The sequence below is a fragment of the uncultured Fibrobacter sp. genome (genome assembly GCF_946062555.1).
Classification (GTDB): domain Bacteria; phylum Fibrobacterota; class Fibrobacteria; order Fibrobacterales; family Fibrobacteraceae; genus Fibrobacter.
On the sequence record NZ_CAMGVQ010000005.1, the window covers coordinates 37,183 to 56,750 of the forward strand.

Annotated in this window: 17 protein-coding genes; 11 read left to right on the forward strand and 6 right to left on the reverse strand. The window is 52.4% G+C overall.

What is annotated here, in order from left to right:
* The 3 genes from rimI to Q0P86_RS02280 form a co-directional block, all read right to left on the reverse strand.
* Positions 1-465: a ribosomal protein S18-alanine N-acetyltransferase gene (gene rimI / locus Q0P86_RS02270; RefSeq protein ID WP_295037150.1), complete on the reverse strand. Its 465-nt coding sequence runs from the start codon at positions 463-465 to the stop codon at positions 1-3.
* 31 nt (positions 466-496) lie between these two features.
* The gene (gene tsaB / locus Q0P86_RS02275) at positions 497-1,123 is read right to left on the reverse strand and encodes a tRNA (adenosine(37)-N6)-threonylcarbamoyltransferase complex dimerization subunit type 1 TsaB (protein WP_290996404.1); all 627 of its coding nucleotides are present in this window, start codon (positions 1,121-1,123) and stop codon (positions 497-499) included.
* Positions 1,124-1,209: 86 nt separating this feature from the next.
* Positions 1,210-2,244, reverse strand: a complete 1,035-nt coding sequence (locus Q0P86_RS02280; protein ID WP_290996402.1) for a D-alanine--D-alanine ligase — start codon at positions 2,242-2,244, stop codon at positions 1,210-1,212.
* A gap of 788 nt (positions 2,245-3,032) precedes the next feature.
* Here Q0P86_RS02280 and Q0P86_RS02285 point away from each other — a divergent pair.
* Complete coding sequence (locus tag Q0P86_RS02285) at positions 3,033-3,155, forward strand: hypothetical protein (RefSeq protein WP_295037153.1); 123 nt, start codon at positions 3,033-3,035, stop codon at positions 3,153-3,155.
* Positions 3,156-3,169: 14 nt separating this feature from the next.
* Complete coding sequence (locus tag Q0P86_RS02290; RefSeq protein WP_295037155.1) at positions 3,170-5,722, forward strand: AAA family ATPase; 2,553 nt, start codon at positions 3,170-3,172, stop codon at positions 5,720-5,722.
* Between the two features lie 160 nt (positions 5,723-5,882).
* On the opposite strand, the gene hisN is transcribed toward Q0P86_RS02290, so the two are convergent.
* Positions 5,883-6,695 carry a histidinol-phosphatase gene (gene hisN, locus Q0P86_RS02295; protein WP_295037157.1) on the reverse strand — a complete coding sequence of 271 codons (813 nt, stop codon included), beginning with the start codon at positions 6,693-6,695 and terminating at the stop codon, positions 5,883-5,885.
* 14 nt (positions 6,696-6,709) lie between these two features.
* Complete coding sequence (hisC, locus tag Q0P86_RS02300; RefSeq protein WP_295037159.1) at positions 6,710-7,801, reverse strand: histidinol-phosphate transaminase; 1,092 nt, start codon at positions 7,799-7,801, stop codon at positions 6,710-6,712.
* A 186-nt stretch (positions 7,802-7,987) separates the two neighbouring features.
* On the opposite strand from hisC, the gene Q0P86_RS02305 reads away from it, so the two are divergent.
* Entirely contained in the window at positions 7,988-8,554 is a 567-nt protein-coding gene (locus tag Q0P86_RS02305; RefSeq protein ID WP_291023096.1) for a hypothetical protein, read from the forward strand.
* A gap of 33 nt (positions 8,555-8,587) precedes the next feature.
* On the opposite strand, the gene Q0P86_RS02310 is transcribed toward Q0P86_RS02305, so the two are convergent.
* A complete protein-coding gene (locus Q0P86_RS02310) occupies positions 8,588-10,909 on the reverse strand; it encodes a DNA internalization-related competence protein ComEC/Rec2 (protein WP_295037161.1) in 2,322 nt (773 codons plus the stop codon).
* Between the two features lie 232 nt (positions 10,910-11,141).
* Between Q0P86_RS02310 and Q0P86_RS02315 the strand changes: the two genes are divergently transcribed.
* The 8 genes from Q0P86_RS02315 (at position 11,142) to Q0P86_RS02350 (ending at position 19,513) form a co-directional block, all read left to right on the forward strand.
* On the forward strand, positions 11,142-12,326 hold the full coding sequence (locus tag Q0P86_RS02315) for a hypothetical protein (RefSeq protein ID WP_295037163.1): 1,185 nt from the start codon (positions 11,142-11,144) through the stop codon (positions 12,324-12,326).
* A gap of 25 nt (positions 12,327-12,351) precedes the next feature.
* The gene (locus Q0P86_RS02320; RefSeq protein ID WP_295037164.1) at positions 12,352-12,903 is read left to right on the forward strand and encodes a DUF4416 family protein; all 552 of its coding nucleotides are present in this window, start codon (positions 12,352-12,354) and stop codon (positions 12,901-12,903) included.
* Positions 12,904-12,933: 30 nt separating this feature from the next.
* On the forward strand, positions 12,934-13,920 hold the full coding sequence (locus Q0P86_RS02325) for a hypothetical protein (protein WP_290991688.1): 987 nt from the start codon (positions 12,934-12,936) through the stop codon (positions 13,918-13,920).
* Positions 13,921-13,932: 12 nt separating this feature from the next.
* Positions 13,933-14,880, forward strand: a complete 948-nt coding sequence (locus Q0P86_RS02330) for an asparaginase (RefSeq protein WP_291023088.1) — start codon at positions 13,933-13,935, stop codon at positions 14,878-14,880.
* Between the two features lie 99 nt (positions 14,881-14,979).
* A complete protein-coding gene (gene fmt, locus Q0P86_RS02335) occupies positions 14,980-15,903 on the forward strand; it encodes a methionyl-tRNA formyltransferase (RefSeq protein WP_290991683.1) in 924 nt (307 codons plus the stop codon).
* Entirely contained in the window at positions 15,891-17,189 is a 1,299-nt protein-coding gene (locus Q0P86_RS02340; RefSeq protein WP_295037167.1) for a transcription antitermination factor NusB, read from the forward strand. The genes fmt and Q0P86_RS02340 overlap by 13 nt, the downstream gene beginning before the upstream one ends.
* Positions 17,190-17,792 (forward strand): hypothetical protein, encoded by a 603-nt coding sequence (locus Q0P86_RS02345; RefSeq protein WP_290991677.1) that lies wholly within the window; start codon positions 17,190-17,192, stop codon positions 17,790-17,792.
* A complete protein-coding gene (locus tag Q0P86_RS02350) occupies positions 17,792-19,513 on the forward strand; it encodes a hypothetical protein (protein WP_295037168.1) in 1,722 nt (573 codons plus the stop codon). Before Q0P86_RS02345 ends, Q0P86_RS02350 begins: the two co-directional genes overlap by 1 nt.
* Positions 19,514-19,568: the final 55 nt, after the last annotated feature.

Below are 19,568 nucleotides of genomic sequence, written 5' to 3' on the forward strand. Positions count from 1 at the left end.
TTAAACTCCTTTTCGCGATGGATCTATGTCGCTTCTTTTTTCGGTGCGGTAGAGGGCCGCGTTTTCACCGTCGGCGTAGTATTTCTTGCGTATTCCGAACAAAGTAAATCCGTGTTTTTCGTAAAAGCGGCGGGCTTTGAGGTTGGTCTCGCGGACCTCCAGAAAGCAACAGTCCGTTTTTTCAAGGTCAAGTTGCGAAAGCCCTGCCTGCAAAAGTTTTCCACCGATTCCGTTATGTTGAGCCGAGTCGCGGACTGCGATGGAGAGCAATTCCGAATCAGCGCCCAGTAGATGGAATACCGCATACCCGGTGATATCGCCATCGTTTTCGTAGACGACGGCGTAGGTGTAGGGAGCCTTGATTTCAATCTCGTATTGACGCTCGTTCCAGTCTTGGAATGCGAGTTCGCCCTGAATTCGCAGTACGGCAGGAATGTCGGCTGAATTCATCTTGCGAATGGGCATGGCGTTTTCCTATGTGGCTGTAAGGCGGATGTCAGTGCAATTTTTCGAAATAGGATGGCTGGATGTAGTTTGCTTCGAGCATCAGGCTTGGAGTGACCGTATTGAAAAGGTTGCTCCATTTGCTGAGCGGCTGACCCTTATCCAGAATAGTCCTTGCGCCGGTTGAATTGAATGCGGCTTGCAGGGACTCGTCGGCGAGGGCTGCCTCGTCTACGACGACCTCTTTTACAGGGTGAGCCTTGAGGGCTTCGATGACCTGGGCCGTTTCGATAAAGCCTTCTTTTTCGTCGAGGCGCAGGTACCAGTAGTCCTTGCGGGCGCGGATGACGACTGCCGCACTTTCGGACGCGTCGGCAAAGCAGGCTAGGGCCGCAAGGGTGGAGACTCCGTAGAGCTTGCGCTTGCCGCTAAAGCTGAGCCCTTCGCAAAAGGCGACTCCCGTGCGTAGGCCGCTGAAAGAGCCGGGACCGAGCGTGACCATGACGCGCGTGACCTGGTCGAGGGTGGCGCCCGCTTTTTCGAGGAGGGCGTCGAGCATGGCCGAGGCGGTTTCGCCACGGGCCGATTCATCGATGGATTCGATGTAGCGGTTTGCTCCCGATTCGAGGAGCGCCATCGAGATTCCCTTGCGCGAAGTATCTACAAATAAGTCGAACATAGTTAGAATTTAGAGCTTTGGGCTAAGAACTTAGAACTTAGAAGAGCTTTTCTTGTCGAAGCTCTACCAACTAAGTTCTACAAACTTTATCTTTTGATGTAGAGGCTCTTGTCGATAATCAGGTCAATCAGCTGGCTGTAGGTAATGCCTACGCTGGCGGCTTCGGCCGGAAGAATCGAAGTCGGAGTCATGCCCGGGAGCGTATTCGTTTCGATGGCGAACAGCTGCTTGTCTTTGGTGATACGCACGTCGGTACGGCTGTAGCCTGAACCGCCAATAGCATAGTGAGCGCTTTTCACGAGTTCCTGGATGCGCTTGGTGAGGTCTTCGTCAAATTCGGCCGGGGTGACTTCCTTGCATTCGCCGTTGTACTTGGCTTCGAAGTCAAAGTATTCGCGGGTGGTCATGCGCATTTCAGTCGGCGGCAGGGGCTTTTCGCCTTCGATGTAACCGCAGCTCGCTTCTTCGCCGGCAATGAACTTTTCGCAGAGCAGGCGGTTGGAATCCTTGAACAGGTCCTGGGCAATTTTGCCTGCTTCGTCAAGGTCCTTGGCGATACCGATGCCGATGGAGGAACCGCCCAGCGGGTCCTTGATCACGAGCGGGAATCCGAGTTCATCGGAAACGGACACGAGCGTGTCGCCGGTAAAGTCATGCTTCCAGATGACGCGATACGGCGGAGTCGGGATGCCATTTGCCCTGTAGATTTCCTTGGTCTTCACCTTGTCCATGGCAAGGGCCGAGGCAAGGAGGCCGCAACCGGTGTAGGGAATGCCCCAGTTTTCGAGCATAGCCTGGATGTGGCCGTCTTCGCCCCATTTACCGTGCAAGGCGAGGAAGGCGATGTCGGCATCGGGGAGTTCAGAAAGGGCCGGAGATTTTTTGCAGTTGGCGGCAGCACCTTCGAGTCCGCGGAAATAATTGACCGAGAAATTGTCCTTCTGGTATGGGGAAAGTTCGCGGGAAGACCAGTGCCAGGTGCCGTCTTTGTCGATAAGGACGGGGTGGATATTGTAACGGTCCGGGTTCATGGCACGAACAACGCCGGTGCCACTGACAACGGAAACATCATGTTCGGTGGACGGGCCACCCATTAAAACGAGTACGCGCATACGAGCCATTATAAACCTCTTTAGAAATAAACTTTATAAATAATGTAGTAAATTAGGAATTTTGGGGAATAAAAAAACTAACGGCATCCCCCCAAAGGGATGCCGTAGTTGGTGTTTGGGATGTTTGGTTTCGTATCTATAAGATAGATTTGTGGAGGGGCAAAAGGTAGGGGGAGGATTGATAAAGTGTTGTTGCGTTTTACAACACTTTTAGCTCTCTTTGAACATCAGCGAGGGGGGGGAGGGCATATAATTTTCGTTAAAAAGAAGATTTATATGCTTTTTGCTCAATATTAAGAACAAAGTAACTGTTTTTTTGTTGAAAAAGTGGCTTATGCTGCATATAATTTTGCCAAAATGGGACTTTTATATGCTTCACACTTTTTTTTACCCCCAAAAAAGCTTATGTTAATGATGATTTTTTGGGGCTGAGGCATATAAATAGTAGAAAAAGATTGAATTATATGCCTGCGTCATAAATGAACTCTATTTAAAGGGCTTTTCGGCATGCCATAGCCGCGATTGTCTTTGATGGAATGCGAGTGCAGGTGTGCGTCGTGACAAAAATGCTTGCATTTGTTTATTGAAATATCCGCATTCTTTGTTTTTTTTATTGCCATGCCTCAAATAAAACAGATGACATACGGATCGCTTATCAGGTGCATAATAATGTGCGTAATGTTGTTTTCTTTCCACACCTTATTTTATCTCGGCTCATAAAGAGTCCCTATAAGACCCATTTCTGAATATACATTATTTATGCGGAATTAAACACCCTTGCGTCTTATTTTGAAAAAATGCCGCTGAAAAATGCGACATTTTTTGCTTTTTTACGGCGAAAAATGCCGTTTTTGCACGGTTTTGGGCGTTTTTTGCCGAGCGTGGCCCTTGGCATGGGTTTTGCATCTGGAAAGCGGTAAAAAAGAGAGGTTATATGTCTGATTTCAATAACGATGCAGAAAAGGTGTTGGCGAAGGCCCAGAGCCTGCGCGACCGTTGCTCGCATTCCTACCTGGGTGCGGCGCATTTGGCGGTAGGCCTTGTCGAAGGCCCGGATGCCACCTTGAAGAAACTCTACAAGTCGAAGGGCGCGAAGACGAAAGAGCTCCGCGGCAAGTTGGAGCCGTTCGTGCAGAAGATCCCGCGCATGGAAGGCGTGAACCCCGACGTGGAACCCGATAACGACTTGAACCGCATTTTGCGCGCCTCTGTGCAGGCGGCGCGCCAGGTGAACCGTATGGTGACCCCGGGCGATATGCTCGTGGCCTTGATGAAGTTCTCGGGCGATCGTGGCCTTGCGAAGGTGTTCGAAGATGCTTTGGGAAGTGTCGAGGTTGTGGAAACGTGGCTTTCGGACCCGTTTGCGGGTGCCGCCAATGCCGAGGAACAGTCTCCGCTGAAACTCTACGGCCGTGAGCTCGTGGAAATGGCTGCCGACGGCAAACTTTCGCCGGTGATTGGCCGTGAAGAGGAAATCCGCCGTGTCATCTTGATTCTGAGCCGTAAGACGAAAAACAACCCGTGCCTGGTCGGTGAACCCGGCGTGGGTAAGACCGCCATTGTGGAAGGCCTTGCCGAGCGTATCTATCGCGGCGATGTGCCTGACGCTCTGAAGGGCAAGAAGTTGTTCGCGCTGGATTTGTCGGCCTTGATGGCGGGCGCAAAATACCGCGGCGATTTCGAGGAACGTTTGAAAGCCGTGCTGGACGCCCTTGAAGAAGACGGCAATACTTTGCTGTTCATCGATGAAATCCACACCATCGTGGGTGCAGGCAAGACGGAAGGATCCATGGACTTGGGCAATATGCTCAAGCCGAAACTCGCCCGTGGTGAACTGCACTGCATCGGTGCCACCACCACGCAGGAATACCGCAAGTACATCGAGAAGGATTCCGCATTGGAACGCCGTTTCCAGCCCGTGCAGGTTGACGAACCCAGCGAAGAAGAATCGATTTCTATTCTGCGTGGCATCAAGGATGGTTTTGATGCGCACCACGGCGTGCGTCTGCACGACAACGCGCTTGTGGCCGCGGTGAAGCTTTCGAACCGCTACATCAGCGATCGTTTCTTGCCGGATAAGGCTATCGACCTGATTGACGAGGCCGCAAGCCTTGTGAAGACGCAGATGGATACGGTGCCCGAAGCCTTGGATACCTTGCAGCGTAAGGAACTCCAGATGAAAATCGAGGAGCAGGCCCTGGCGAAGGAAACCGACGACACCAGCGTAAAGCGCCTGAAAGAGCTGCGTGAAGAACTCGCGACGACGGATGCCGCAGTCAAGCTGATGCAGGACCGTTGGCAGGAGAGGCGCGCGAAAAACGCCGAGTTGCAGGGCCTTAAAAAGTCCTTGCAGCAGGCGAAGGACGAGATGGAGCAGGCAGAAGCCCGCTACGACTTGAACCGCGCCGCCGAACTCAAGTACAACAAGATCGTGAACCTGGAGCGTGAAATCGCCGCGAAGACGGAAGAAATCAAGAAGTCCGCAAGCGACGGCGACCTGAGCGAAGAGGTGACGGAAGAGACCATCGCCCTTGTGGTGAGCCGCTGGACCGGAATTCCGGTGACCAAGCTTTGTGAAGGCGAAAAGGCCAAGTTGTTGCACCTGGATGAACGCCTGCATGCCCGCGTGATTGGCCAGGATGAAGCCGTGGAAGCGGTTTCGGAAGCAATTCTCCGTAACCGTAGCGGTCTTAGCCGCGAGAATGCGCCGATTGGCAGTTTCTTGTTCCTGGGCCCGACGGGTGTGGGCAAGACGGAACTGGCGAAGGCGCTTGCCGTGGAACTGTTTGACGACGAGAACGCGCTGGTGCGTATCGACATGAGCGAATACATGGAAAAGCATAGCGTGAGCCGCTTGATCGGTGCGCCTCCGGGATACGTGGGCTACGAAGAAGGCGGCCAGCTGACCGAAGCCGTGCGTACACATCCGTACTGCGTGATTCTGCTGGACGAAATCGAGAAGGCTCATCCCGACGTGTTCAACACGCTGTTGCAGGTGCTTGACGACGGTCGACTGACCGATGGCAAGGGCCGTACCGTGAACTTCAAGAACACCTTGATTCTCATGACGTCGAACCTGGGTGCCGCTCACTTCCAGAACCGCGCGGGTGATGCAAAGCCCGTGACCCTGAAGGAAATCGAGCCGGAACTCCGTAGCTTCTTCAGGCCGGAATTCCTGAACCGTCTGGACGAAGTGCTGGTATTCCAGAGCTTGACAAAGCCGCAAATCAGGGACATCGTAAGGCTCAAATTCAAGGGACTCGCCGAACGCGCCGCCCGTCAGGATTTGCAGCTCACCCTGACCGACAAGGCGCTCGATGCCATCGCTGATGGCGCTTACCAGCCGGAATTCGGCGCGCGGCCGATTCAGCGTTACCTGGAAAGGAACGTGGAACGCCCGCTGAGCCATGCCATTCTCGCTGGCAACGTGAGTGCGGCAAAGCCCGTGGTCATCGACTACGACGGAGCCGCGTTTACGGTAAAGTAATTTCTCCAATCATCCCTCCCTAACCAAAAGACCCGCCCCAGTGAAAACTGGAGCGGGCTCTTTGGGTTATATATAAACAACGATCAAAGAGAATTCCAACAGACTGCTGGTCCGTTGCCGCAGCTTGGCTTTTTTAAAGCAAGGATGGATTGCCGCGTTGCTACGGGTTCATGATTTTCGCGACTTCGTCGTGAATCAGTCCGTTCGAAGCCATACTTGTATAGCCTTCGTAAATCGGGGCAACCGGCTTGCCGCTTGCATCGAAGAGGTCCGTTTTGCCATCGATGGTACTGAACTTGCCGCCCGCTTCCTTGAACAGGAGCGGATATGGGGCGATGTCCCACAGCGAAACCACGGGATCAATCATCAGTTCGGCGCGTCCGGCGGCCACCAGGTAGTAACCGTAGCAGTCGCCCCAACCGCGGTGCAGCTTGGCAGCGCGACGCACGGCTGCATACTTTTCGCCGTAGCCTGCAGTTTCCATGGTATTCACGGTGCCCGAAAGTACCAACGATTCCGAAAGGGTTGCTACCTTGGAACAGCGAATTTCACGGCCGTCTAAGAAAGTTCCGCCATCTTTGACCGCCCAGACCGCCGTGTTCATCGCGGGAATGCGAATGAGGCTTGCAATCGGCGTGCCCTTGTGATACAGCGCAATCAATGTTCCAAACAACGGCACGCCGTGAATGAACGCCTTGGTGCCGTCGATGGGGTCAATTACCCACTGGTATTCGGCATCAGGATTTTCGATGCCGAATTCTTCGCCAATCACGCCGAAGCCCGGAGTTTCTTTTTCCCAGAACTTGCGGGCAATTTCTTCGGTGCTCTTGTCGGCGATCGTTACAGGCGTGTTATCCTTTTTCCATTCCACGCCGACACTCGCCTGAAAATGCTTCATGATATTTTCTTGGGCAAGTTCAGCCGCCTTGAGCGCGATTTTCAAGAATTCTTGATTTTCTGCAGTCGCTGCCATAACACCTCCGGCGATTAGACTTGAGCCATCCACTTTTTGACGAGGCTGACCAGGAGTTCGTTTTCTTCGCGCTTGCCGAGGGTCACGCGGATGTGCTCGGGCAAGCTGAAGCTGGTGAGGCCGCGAACGATCATGCCGTTCTTTTCGAGGAACAGCACGAGGTCCTTCGCCTTGGGGCCAATGTGCACGCAGATAAAGTTCCCCTGGGTCGGCAGCACCTTGAATCCGAGCGATTCAAATTCCGGTGTCAAGTACTTGATGCCTGCGGCGTTGAGTTCAAGAGTCTTCTGGACATGTTCCTTGTCGGAAAGGGCTGCAATCGCCGCCACTTGGGCAGCCTGGTTCACGTCGAACGGCGGCTTGATTTTCCACATGGCCTTGATGACTTCGGCATTCGCCATGGCGTAACCAATGCGCAACCCTGCGAGTCCGTAGATTTTACTGAAGGTGCGGTTGATGAACAGATTCTTGTATTTGTCCAGCATATCGATGAGCACCGGATAATCATCGGCGGTCGCAAATTCGGAATAAGCCTGGTCGAGGAATACAAGCACTTTGCTCGGAACTTTGTCCAGGAATTCAAGCAGTTCTTGTTTGTTGTAGTAAACGCCAGTCGGGTTATTCGGGCTGCAGATAAAGACCACGCGAGTCTTGTCGTTGATAGCCTTCAAGAGTTCCGAAAGTGGCGTTTTCTGGTCGCCGATGCCGACACCGATAAAGTCGGCGCCGTTTGAAAGCGTCGTAAACTTGTAGACCGAGAAGGTCGGCGTAATGCCCACGCAGTTGTCTCCCTGACGGATGAAGGCCTTGCCCACCATGTCGATGATTTCGTCGGAACCGTTACCGATGACAATCTGGTTTGTGTTCACACCGTAAAAATCGGCGATGGCGTTGATAAGCTTGGGAGCATCACCGCGCGGGTACAAGTGCAAGGAGTCCGCGATTTCGTGGTAGGCTTCGACGGCCTTCGGGGAGGCTCCGAGCGGGTTTTCGTTCGAGGCGAGTTTGACAACTTCGGAGAGCCCGTACTTTGCACGGATTTCCTCCATGGATTTGCCGGGAACGTAGTCAGAAAGTTTAGAAAGCTCTGGACGCGGATCTATCATGATATCCTCTTTTTTTGTGGCTAAAATTTAGCTAAATTGAGGCGCATGAAACATGTCCATTTCATTATTTTGGCGTTAATCTGTATTTGCTTTCAGAATGTGTTTGCTCTGGATCGTATGTGGAATATGCGTTTTACCTTTGGTCCTGAAGCAAGGCCAGTACCGAAATTTGGAGCCGGCGTAGGGATGCGTTCTGATTTTGGCAGTAATGTCCTTTTCCCGATCAACATTATGGGCTCGTTGAACAAGGAGTGGGAACTGGGCGCCAAGGTGGATATGTATACCTACAACCAACTGGATAACGTGGAAGCGTCGGTGGACTTTGGTGGACGCTACCGTATGGGGGCTGCCCGCTATATTCAATTGGATGGTTACTTCGGGCTGAACCGAAACAATGGTGGAGCTTTGGTTCTGACTTACGGAAAGGAACATTACATCGCCAAGAACTTCTCGAATTCCTATGAAGCCCGTGCCGGTTTTCTGGAAGGAGTCACGGGGGAAGATGGGTATGTGAAGTTTGGTCTGGGAACAATTCCGACGCTTCATTTTGGAAGAAGTTTTCTTTGCATGATTGAAATTACGTCCAGCGGTAGTATTGGACATTTGAAGGACGATTTCATGGTGGATATTATCCCCAAGATGGAAATCGCCTTCGGTGCGACTAGGGTTCGTGTCGAATTTGATATCGGCGTGATGCAGGACGATAACAATGATCAGAAGAGTATCGCCTTGTACGTGATGACTGCTTTATAGATGTGTGATGTGGAATGACATTGTTCATTCAAGCTATTCTATCATAGTTTCAACAATCATCGTATCTGCGCGGAATGTTATGTCAATCGTTCCGCGTTCAGCCGTATTCAAATACGGAATTTTCAGCGAATCAAGTCTTTGCAGGACCTGCTTGCTTGGATGGCGGAAACGGTTCTTTCGTCCGCTAGAAATAGTGGCCAGTTTCGGTCGAATTTGCTTCAAAAAGGATCGGCTGCTTGAAGTCTTTGAACCATGATGCCCCAGTTTCAGAATGTCACTGTTGAGGTAAACATCGGTTTTGAGAATATCCTTTTCTCCTTGAACGGTCAGGTCTCCGGTCAGTACCGCCGAGTGCTTGAGACCTGCCATCCTGAAGGTGATGCTTTGAGTATTGGCGTCTATGCAGTGCCTGGTTTCGGGATGAAGGACTTTGATTTCAAAGAGGTTTTCCCTGTATCTAAATCCGCGTGCAATGTCGCGTATGCGTATGTTGCGCCGGTAGGCTTCGGAGATGATTTGTTGCCATTCTTCTTTGGGTTCGATTCTAGCACAGTCGGTAATCCAAAGTTCCTTGACGGGGAATGTCTTGATGAGCGAAAGGGCTCCGCCGAAATGGTCCTGGTCCGGATGCGTGATGATGAGTGCGTTCAGGTGCGATACCCCGATATGGTGCAAGTAGGGGACGATGATGTCCTTCCCTGAATCATGTCGCTTGATGTCGCCGGCGTCTACGAGGAGGTGATTTCCGGAGGGGGTGGTAATCAGGTGAGAATCGCCTTGGCCCACATCGATGGTGGTGAGTTTCCAAGTCGGTGAATTGGCCGAATGAAAACTGCTGTAGCTGAAAATAGTTGCAAATAGCAAAAGGCTTGTTAGTGAAATTCGTCTTGCAATGCGATTCTTGTAGAAAATAGGAAATAGGACAAGCAGAAATCCTGCTAAAAGGAGAATGGATGGGCCGAAGGGGCCGACGGTGACGGAAGCCTGAGCGGAATCCGACAGTAGCCGGGTCAGGAGAGAGGCGAGCCTTAAAAAGAAACGTGCCGCGTAGCAAAAGTGCTCCCGCAGCAAATCTATTGGCGACAGGAGTGCGAAAAGTCCCGCCTGCATTCCCATCGATATTGCCGGTACTACGACGATATTGCCGAGCCAGGCAACGGGGGAGAGCGTCTTGAAATGGTGTATCAGAAACGGGGCGGTCGAAAGGGTTGCACATAAAGTAACGTATGTAGGATCCAGGATGAAGGCTTGGAATCGCGTCCACCATTTGTTCTTGATAAGCGCTTCGGGGAGTTTTTTGAACGGATTTAGCGGGCCTCCGATAAGGATGCCCATGGTGGCGGCGACAGAAAGCTGAAATCCCGGATTCCAGATGACGGAGGGCTCCGGTAAAATGATGAAAAGCAGGGCGACTCCGAGGCTGTTCAAGGTGTTGGCGGGGCGTTGAAATAAGGCCCCTAGCTGCGGCACGGCGAACATCAGGACGGCCCGCCTTACGGCGGGCGAGCCGCCGGTCACGGGAACATATAACAGCAGCAGGAGAACGGCGGCTACCCGCACCAGCCGGTGCGGGAGTCCTGTCGCCTTAAGGAATATCATCAGCATTCCGGCGAGCAGCACCACGTGAAATCCGCTGATGGCAAGTACGTGAACCAGTCCCGATCGTTGAAAGTCGCTCCTTAATGCATCGGGAATTCCTGACCGGTCTCCCGCGAGAAGCCCGAGAAGAAGCCCTGTTTCGGCAGAATCCAGGTACTCGTGGAATCTGTGCCCTATCCAGTTGCGGAAGGCAAAAAAGCTGCGCTCGGGAATCCAGTGGCTGCCGTGTACAGTCCAGTGAAGCATTTTGCCGTAGGCGGCAAGACCCTGTGAATTCAGCCAATTCCTGGTGTCGAATGCACCCGGAACGCTTGGAGGCATGACGGGGTACCATGAGGCTTCGTAACAGATGGAATCACCCGGTAGCGGGTACTGCGGCAATTCCCTTTTTTCGGTTAGCCTTATACGATACTCTGTTTTTCCCGACGGAATTTTGGTGGAATAGCCCGTACGGATGACGATTGCCTTTCCGCTTGCTTTTTGCTGGATTGTTTCGATCGTTCCGCAGGCTTTGGTGGCGGGGGTTGTCGTCGATGCGATGTATGGACTGTTTCCTGAAATTAAACTGTGACTTACGATAGCCGTTGTGATTGAAAATAGGACGACCCATTGGAGCGGCCTTGGAAAGAAATGCGTTGCAATAACCAGAGGAAGCATCAATGCGGGGGCGAAAGTTGGGGCGTCTAGGCTGGCGAATACGGCGATAATAATGATGGCACTTAATAGGGCTGGTTTTCCGACTAGAGGAGATAGCATCTGCACAAAATCGGCAGAGAGGGCGTGTTTTTTATACCATTTGGAACTCATAAAGGTGTATTTCCTTGTAAAAAGTTGTATCTTCTCTATACACGTATCTTTTGATGTCTCACGGTGCCTTTTTATGCAAAATTTTTGTAAAAAATTTTTTATTGCGCTTGGCTTTAGTATCGCTCTTTGCGTAAGTGTTCTTTTGACGGCCTGTTTTTGGGAGGATGAATCTTCAGAAAAAGTGGTTCTGTATCCCGACAACACGATATCCTTTTCGATATTTCCGAATGACCAGGCTCCCAATGATTCTATAGCTGCAAACCTTGCGCACGGAATCAGCCTAGAAGTTCATCCATCGGCGGAATACCTGCTGTCTTTCGATGAAGATCCTTCTTTTGAACCTCCCGTTCTCCAGCTGTTCCGGGTCAATAAGAATAATCGCTACCGTCAAGTCAGGACGTTGAAGGCGGAACGCTCAGGGGGTCGTCTGGTTTATCGCTTTGTTTGCGAAGAGTCTTCTGCTACGGAATGGGTTACGACCTTGGAACAGTCAGGAACATTCTATAAGGGGAAGGTTTCTAATGTCCGGTTTGAAGGCGATGGCGCTTATTCCTCGGTTCTGTCCCTGAACCTGATTGCGGTCGGTAATGTAGAAGAGGAACTGGGTGATATAAGCTTGCGGGAATTTGGGGACGAGTTGCTGGCTGCTTTCCGTCATTATTATACTTCGATAACGATAGATACCTTATATGTGAACCGTGCGCATGAACATCCGACTTTAGGGGGAAACTATCCGGCAAATCTGCCTTGGGTGGCTGAGTATGGATCTGCCGGCATGATGCTTTCGGAACTGGGGGCTTGGCCCGGGGCTGAAAAGGCTTTGGACATCGTTTTGGTTCACGCGATTAACAGTGAAGGCATTCTCGGTACCTCTTCGCTTTTTGGCGGTGGTCTGGGTGGCGGTATTGCCAGTACGATCTTGTTAGGAACAAGTGTAGTCGCTCCGTATAATACCGAAAAACGCGAATCTCTTGAATCGATTGTCGAGACTGCCGTGCATGAGACGGGACACTATTTTGGACTACGCCATACGACTTCGACGAAGGCTGATATGCAGCATTTGGTGGATGGAATTGATTATGGCGATTATTCCAATATCGAAGATGGCTTGGATGATACTCCGTTTTGTTCGGAACTGTTCAAGAGCGGTTTGCTCAAGGCGTCCGGATCGGTCAACAGCGATGTTGTTATTTATCCGCCTCATAAGAAATACAGCCTTTATCAAAGGTCTCTAATTGATATGACTGCTGAATGTCCCGATGCGGAAAATGTGATGTTCCCGACGACAGTCAAGAATCGTTCGCTAAAATTTAGTGATCAGCAACTCCAGCTGATTCGCAAGAGCTTAATGATTTTCCCGCATTGATGGTGCGGTCTAGAGATAAGATACGATGAAAGCTTCTCAATTTTCTGAAAACGCACAACTTTTGGCTTTTGTCTTGCAGCCCAGTGAGCAGTGGCTGCCCGAAGTGATTGACGCACTGGAACGTACCTGGGGCAAAATCCGCCACAAGGGCAAGCTTTTCGCATTCGACCAGACGCCTTATTACACTCCCGAAATGGGCGAAGGCCTTTACCGCGGCGTGGTTTCTTTTGAAAAGGAAATTCCGCCCGAAACGATTGCCGTGGAAAAGGAACGCAGCAATACTCTGGAACTGACGATGGCGCAGGCGAGCAACCCCGATGCGCGCTGCGTGAATATCGACATCGGTTACATGGACTTGGACAAGGTGGTGCTCCCGAGTTATAAGCGAGGGCCGTTCAAACTTTACGCCGGCAAGGGCGTGTGGCTTGACATGCTGTTGACTTATGCAAAGGGGCAATTCCACCCGACGGCGTGGGCGTTCGAAGATTTCAAGCGGAACCCCTACCAGCACGACTTGCAGCTCATTCGGGAAAAATTCAAGAAATTGGGCCGCCACGTCATTGCGAGCCCCCTGTAAGGGGACGAAGCAATTCATTCTTAAGGTAAAATGAAGAATCTTGTTTATATAATCATCGGCGTAATCGTCTTGCTTATTGGTGTCCGCTGGTTTATGCAGCAATCGGCGGCCAAGGAGGCTTTCGACAAACACGAAGCATTAATCAAGGAAACCAACGAATGCCTAGAAATGGCGGAGTGGAACTGCGCCGAGAAAAACGTACGCGCACTTCTCAAGGAATCTCCCGACGACCAGAATTTGCAGCTCCATTTGGCAGGAATCCTTTACGAACAGGAGCGCTACGAAGACTGCATTGCCTATGTGCAGTCGCGCAAGTTTAATCACGCCGACTTGGATTATTTGAAGCAGAAAAGTGAAGCCCTAATCCGCGAAATGGACGAGCTCAAGATCGAACGCTCCATGCATTTCCGCGTGGAATTCGAAGGCCGCCCCGCCCGCAAGGATATCATGGAAGCGCTCGCCGTGCTGGAAGTCGCCTACGATTCGCTCTGTCACCTGTTCGATTTTCATCCTGAAAACAAGATGCACCTGGTGCTTTACGAGTCGTCGCAGTACCAAGGCGTGGGGCCTCGCCCCGAATGGGTTGGTGCCGTTTTTGACGGCAAATTGCGAATTCCCGTAAACGTGATGGCCTACCGCGAAATTTACCGTCCGATGTTTTTCCACGAACTTACGCACGCCTTTATCCGCGCCATGACGCGCTATCATGTTCCGCTTTGGGTTAACGAAGGAATCGCCCAGGTGATTGACGCTTCGCGTACAGGCATGCAACGGCCCGAGGGTGGCGCCCCCAGCATCGGAGCACTTACGACACCGTTCGTGAACGAAAACAACACCGGTGCGGCCGTTAAACTTTACTGGTATTCGCAGGCCATGGTGGAACGCCTTTTGGCCCGCAATGCAAGCCTTGTGCACTTTAGGGATTTCATCCAAAATATGCGCACTTTGGGCGACGAGCCTGCTTTGCAAAAGTTCTATGGCGTGACAACGCAGCAGCTGCTCGACGAAGTGAGGTAGCAGAGGATTTCTATGGCGAAGAAAAAACACATCGTGATTCTTGCGACGGGCGGCACTATCGCCGGCGTCGGTGAGCCCGGCAAAAATACGGGCTACGTGTCCGGGCAGATTTCTGCCGAAGACTTGGTGGCGTCCGTGCCGGAGCTTTCGGAGTACGCCGAAATTACGGCCGAGCAGATTTGCAACGTGAATTCCGACGACATGACGGACAAGCTGTGGATAGCGCTTTCGAACCGCATTGCCGACTTGCAGATGGACGATTCGGTGGACGGCATCGTAGTCACTCACGGCACCGACACCATGGACGAAACGGCCTACTTCGTAAGCCTTACGGTCAAATGCGAAAAGGCGGTGATTTTCACGGGCTCCATGAAGCCCGCTACCGCCAAGGATCCCGACGGCCCCGCAAACTTACTGGGCGCCGTGCGTGCGGCAGCCGGCTTCGCGGTCGACGACGATCCGCCGGCGAATTTGGTGTGGGTGTATTTTGCGGGCGAACTTTTTGACGCCCGGAGCGTTCAAAAGTGCTCTGCCTCGGCGATTAACGCGATGGGCGTAAGCGCTCCCGGCGAGGGCTCCAACTGGAACGCCTTAAAGGAACAGAATTTCTTTGACGTTTCTAAGCTCGAAAGTTTGCCGCGTGTGAACGTGGTCTATTTTACGGTCGATGCCAACCCTAAGATTCTGGAGTACGCCGCCTGCGTCTCCGACGGTCTCGTGATTGCGGGCGCCGGCTCGGGCGAATTCAGTATCGCCTGGGCCCGCGCCCTCGAAAAGATCGATATTCCCGTGGTCGTTTCGACCCGAATCCACCACGGGCTCGTGACGCTCAACGAATCCCTTGCGCCTGGCCGCATTTGCGCTGGCCGCCTGCCGCCTCAAAAGGCCGCAGTCCTCCTCAAGCTCGTGCTCACACAAACTAGCCGCACTGACGAAATTAAGCGTGTTTTTGCGCTGTAGAGTGGACTAGATTTTGTAGATTGTTGAAAGCCTTGAAAATGCCCGCGGATGCGGGCTTTTTTAGATGCATTTTGCAGGGGGTTTTCTAAATTATTCATTATGAAAATCGTATTTATGGGAACGCCGGATTTCGCGGCTCATTTTTTGGAACATCTTATCGCTTCTGATAATGAAGTTTTGGCTGTTGTCACTCAACCGGATCGTCCTGCGGGCCGTGGGCGCGTCCTTACGCCTCCGCCGGTGAAGGAAGCTGCTCTGAAGCATAATTTGCCGGTGCTGCAACCGACGGACTTGAAGTCGCATGAGTTCGAAGCGGATCTTCGTACGTACGATGCAGACCTTTTTGTGGTGGTCGCCTATTCGATTCTGCCGAAGAATATCCTCGCTGTTGCGAAATTCGGTGCGGTAAACGTTCACGGAAGCCTTTTGCCGAAGTACCGCGGTGCGGCTCCGGTGCAGCGTGCGATTGCAGACGGTCTCCCCGAAACGGGCGTGACGGTTTTCCGTCTCGACGAAAAGATGGATCATGGCCCGATTTTGGCGCAGCGTACGGTTGTGATCGGTCATCAGGATACGACGGCGTCGCTGTTGGACAAGATGGTTGCTCCCGGTTGCGATGCGCTGGACGATGCGATTCGCCAGTTGAAGGGTGGCTGCGAGAAGGACTTGACCCAGGATCATGCGCAAGCTTCGGGAGCTCCCAAGCTGAAAAAGGAAGAAGGCCTGATTGATTTTAAGTTGCCGGCGAAGGTGATTCACGACCGGATTCGAGCTTTCAATCCGTGGCCGGGCGGATACGGAAAACTCGGTGGCCGCATGGTGTACCTGCGTAAGACGGATACGCCGGAAGTAGGGCCGAAGCTTGCCCCGGGCGCGGTTGAATTCAAGGATAATCGCTTCTATGTCGGAACGGGCGAGGGAGTCCTCGAAGTCGTCGAGATTCAGGCCGAAGGCAAGAAGCCGATGCCGGTCGCCGACTTTATGCGTGGAATCCAGAAACACGAAGGACTTTGCTTTTGCTAGATGAATCCTTGAAAGAACGCATGGACGCTTACCGCGTCCTTTTGCTTTGGCAGAAGGACGGCTCCTTTATCAAGGAAAGCGGACTTTCGCCATTTGCGATGGAACTTGCCCTGGGCGTGTGCCGCCGGCATTTGTATCTGCAATATGTTTTGAAGTCGCTCGTGAAAAAGGCGCCTTCGCTTGAAGTCTGCACGGTGATTGAACTTGGACTTTTTCAGATGTTCTTCACCGAAGTGCCGGACCATGCCGCCGTCGCGACGACGGTCGAGTTGATTAAGGCGGCGAACCTTGGCGAAGGTTCCGCGCGGCTCGTGAATGCCGTGCTGCATGCCGCGCGCAGGTCCGGCTTGCCGCAGCTCCCGCCGCAACGGGTGCGTCGCGTTTCTATCGAGAATTCGGTGCCTGAATGGCTGGTGCGCCGCTGGTTCGATATTTACGGAGGCGACCGCGCCGAAGCGATGGCGAAGGCGACTCTTGAACGCCCCGTGGAATGGATCCGCGTGAACTTGCAGAAAACTTCGGCTCCGGTGGTGGCGCAGAAGCTTGGCTTGACTGGCGTAAGCATTCTCTACGATCGCTACATTCAAGTGCCCGCCGATGCAAAACTCAAGCCGATTCTGGAATCGGAATCCTTTGCAAAGGGCGAATTCAGCTTGCAGAATCCGGCCGCATATCGGGTTATCCAGTTGCTTGACTTGAAACCTGGTCTTAAGGTGTGGGATGCCTGTGCCGCTCCTGGTGGCAAGTCTGCGCTGATGGCCGAGATGGATTCTTCGCTAGATATTCTCGCGAGTGATGTCTCCGAGACCCGCGTGCCCAAGATGCACGACCTTGTAAATCGCCTGGGACTTACGAATGTCCGTGTGGAATGCCTTGATGTACTTGGGGGCGTTGCGGGCTCTCCCGCTAGAAGGGGTAGCGAGCAACGGACTCGTGCGAGCGAGGGGGAGACTTCCCCCTTTGACAGGATATTGCTCGATGTTCCTTGCAGCAATATGGGCGTTATCGCGCGTCGTCCGGAATCGGTTTACCGCATTACACAGGAGTCGATCAAGGAACTGGTCGAGTTGCAATTTAATCTGCTGGAAAGCGCTTCACGCTCGCTAGCTCCCGAAGGCGTTCTTGTCTATGCGACTTGTAGTCCCGATCCCGATGAGACAACGAAGGTCATAGACCGATTCTTGAATGCCCATCCTGATTTTGAAAAAGCGGGCGTTGCGGTGCTGCCCGGCACTGAGGATTCCCGTTTCGATGGATTCTTTGCACAGGCTTTGCGGAGAAAATAGATGGTTTTGAATAAATTAAATATCGTGCTGGCGGTTGCATTCTTTGCGGTGCTGTCGTGGGCTGAACCGAATGCGTCCGTAGAAGATGTTGCGTTTTCGCATGCGTCCATCGGCATTGAGGGTGGTGAGATTTATCCGTTCGGAGAGCTGGAAGACGCCGTAGAAAGTTCGCTTTACGGTGGCATGAATTTTCGTTACGCCTATTGGGAAAATGTGGAAGGCGTCGTGATGTTCCATTATGCCTATTTTAAGCCGATTCCAGAAGCGGTGCCTTACGACGGCGTGCATCAGGCATCGGGTAAGCTGGGAATGGATGTTCAGTTGCCATGGATTCGTTTTGCGAAACTTGGAGCGGGATTTGCCTGCAACTGGACGCGTGCCGACTTGGAAGATGAAGACAAAAATGAAATTTATGGGCAACCGGGTGGCACTCTTGGTGACAACGAAACGGAATTCGGCTGGTACGCAAGAATGAATTTGAATGTGCTTCATTACGAAAAATACAAGGTCGGCCTCAACGTGATGTGGGAAGAACTCTGGACTCTGCCGGAACGTTCGGACATGTTGTATGTAGGCCTCTATGTAGAAAGGAGTCTCTGGTGATGGAGAAATTTGTACAGATTCCTTTTTTGGCGTTGTCCGTTTTGCTTGGAATGGCCGTTGCTCCGTTTGCCCAGATTCCTGCAGAAATGGAAGGAATGGAATACGAAATTCGTGCCGATGGAACGTTCTTGATTGGTGGCCCGACTTATGCGTTTGATCGGATTCTTGGTGCCGGGGGAGTTCATTCCGAAAGTGAACTTTGGACTCCCGCCAAGTTGCGTGACCGTCTGCTTTTTAACCGTTGGTCGGGTACGCCTTCGTGGACTCCGTTCGAACCTTCGGTCTGGATGAAGACCGGAAATGAACTCGGCGACTTGATTTACCAAGATTTTGTGACCGAAAAGGACAGGCCTGCCAACAGGACTCCGATTTTGGAAGGCGGTTTCCGTACCCCCGATTACAAGGGGCTCTGGGCGACTGCCCGCTTGTTCCAGGACGATCATTTTTGCAGCGGCGCTTATGGCTACCGCTATAAGGCCGTCGATGGAGATTATTCGCATTTTGGTGCCAATTGGCCGTTCTTCAGTTCGGCGTACGCTGGATTCGGTTTCACGAATTCGCTCGTGAATGCCTCTGTGCTGGCGGGCGAGGAATATCTGTGGTTCTACACGGCGACCTCGCTTTGGATTCCGGTACATTACAAGCCGCGCGTCGAGGGGCGTGTCGATGTGAAAGATTTGTCCTTGACCGTTGCCTACGAAGACGGCGAATACCAGAATATGTACAAGAAGGAAACGGGAACGCGCAAGGAGGTAAACGGTTCCGTTTACTACAAGTGCGGTAAGGCTTGTCAAAAGGGTATTTTGCAGGTCTCGGCGGGGCTCGCTTTCCGTGCGGTCGATGATTCGGGCAGTGTGTATACGGAACTTGAAGAAGACCGTGTCGCTTGGCCGTTTATGGAGCTGCGTGTACAGCCGATTCACTGGATGAGTGCCGACGTGGCGTTTGGTATAAATGAACGTGACTGGTTGGTGCAAGACAGCTTGCAGTTCATGCCGATAACTCCCGATGATCTGGGAGTGACAATTGGTGTCAAGAATATTTCGGGCTCGCGAATGAATCCGTTGGCGGATACGAAGGAATTTTATGATGGCCGAGTGGTTGATTTGACTGCAGACGGTCAGATGAATTTGATCCAGGGATACCTTTCTTTTGTAGATACGATGGGATTTGTTGCCATGGGGGGGCGCGGCTCCTATTGGGCGGAATACGGTGCCGAAACTTTCGAAGTCGAAAAATATTTTTTGGGAAAAAATGATGACCAGGCTGGTATCCAGGCTCGCTATGGAAACGTCGGCCGGATCCACGACTGGATCAAGGGCGTGACGGGTGAATTTTGGCTGAATGCATGGTATCGCGATATGTTCAAGTTCACGGCGATGGCAGGGTTTGAACGCATCGATGGTCCTGTCGAAAATGCGGAAGTGACTCCTGCGGAGTTCTACACGGGCTTTACGGGGGACTGGCTCCTGAATGGAACTTTCAAGATTTCGCATTCGTTGCGTTACCGGAGCGACGCCCAGTGGAATTTGCGCTCGAGGGATCCGATGGTGGTCAAGGGGGACTGGATCTGGGATGCTTCGTTCTCGCAGATGTTCCCGAAGTACGGCTTTACCTTGACGGGGACGCTGTTGCATGTGCTGGCCGACGAGGTAATGGAAACGGTGAATGGCGGCTATGACCGCATCCGCTTTATCTGCACGGCGAAAAAGACCTTCTAGAAGAACGTTTCCCGTGTTCCTATTATGCCTTCCCTGTACATTCTACATGCTCAGG

Bases quoted from the DNA above. Each gene is read 5' to 3' on its own strand.
- Q0P86_RS02345 (WP_290991677.1), top strand. From the start codon at position 17,190: ATGGTTTTGAATAAATTAAATATCGTGCTGGCGGTTGCATTCTTTGCG.
- Q0P86_RS02310 (WP_295037161.1), bottom strand. From the start codon at position 10,909: ATGCTATCTCCTCTAGTCGGAAAACCAGCCCTATTAAGTGCCATCATT.
- hisC (WP_295037159.1), bottom strand. From the start codon at position 7,801: ATGATAGATCCGCGTCCAGAGCTTTCTAAACTTTCTGACTACGTTCCC.
- tsaB (WP_290996404.1), bottom strand. From the start codon at position 1,123: ATGTTCGACTTATTTGTAGATACTTCGCGCAAGGGAATCTCGATGGCG.
- Q0P86_RS02285 (WP_295037153.1), top strand. From the start codon at position 3,033: ATGCCGCTGAAAAATGCGACATTTTTTGCTTTTTTACGGCGAAAAATG.
- rimI (WP_295037150.1), bottom strand. From the start codon at position 465: ATGCCCATTCGCAAGATGAATTCAGCCGACATTCCTGCCGTACTGCGA.
- Q0P86_RS02305 (WP_291023096.1), top strand. From the start codon at position 7,988: ATGCGTTCTGATTTTGGCAGTAATGTCCTTTTCCCGATCAACATTATG.
- Q0P86_RS02290 (WP_295037155.1), top strand. From the start codon at position 3,170: ATGTCTGATTTCAATAACGATGCAGAAAAGGTGTTGGCGAAGGCCCAG.
- Q0P86_RS02350 (WP_295037168.1), top strand. From the start codon at position 17,792: ATGGAGAAATTTGTACAGATTCCTTTTTTGGCGTTGTCCGTTTTGCTT.
- fmt (WP_290991683.1), top strand. From the start codon at position 14,980: ATGAAAATCGTATTTATGGGAACGCCGGATTTCGCGGCTCATTTTTTG.
- Q0P86_RS02330 (WP_291023088.1), top strand. From the start codon at position 13,933: ATGGCGAAGAAAAAACACATCGTGATTCTTGCGACGGGCGGCACTATC.
- Q0P86_RS02325 (WP_290991688.1), top strand. From the start codon at position 12,934: ATGAAGAATCTTGTTTATATAATCATCGGCGTAATCGTCTTGCTTATT.
- Q0P86_RS02320 (WP_295037164.1), top strand. From the start codon at position 12,352: ATGAAAGCTTCTCAATTTTCTGAAAACGCACAACTTTTGGCTTTTGTC.
- Q0P86_RS02280 (WP_290996402.1), bottom strand. From the start codon at position 2,244: ATGGCTCGTATGCGCGTACTCGTTTTAATGGGTGGCCCGTCCACCGAA.
- hisN (WP_295037157.1), bottom strand. From the start codon at position 6,695: ATGGCAGCGACTGCAGAAAATCAAGAATTCTTGAAAATCGCGCTCAAG.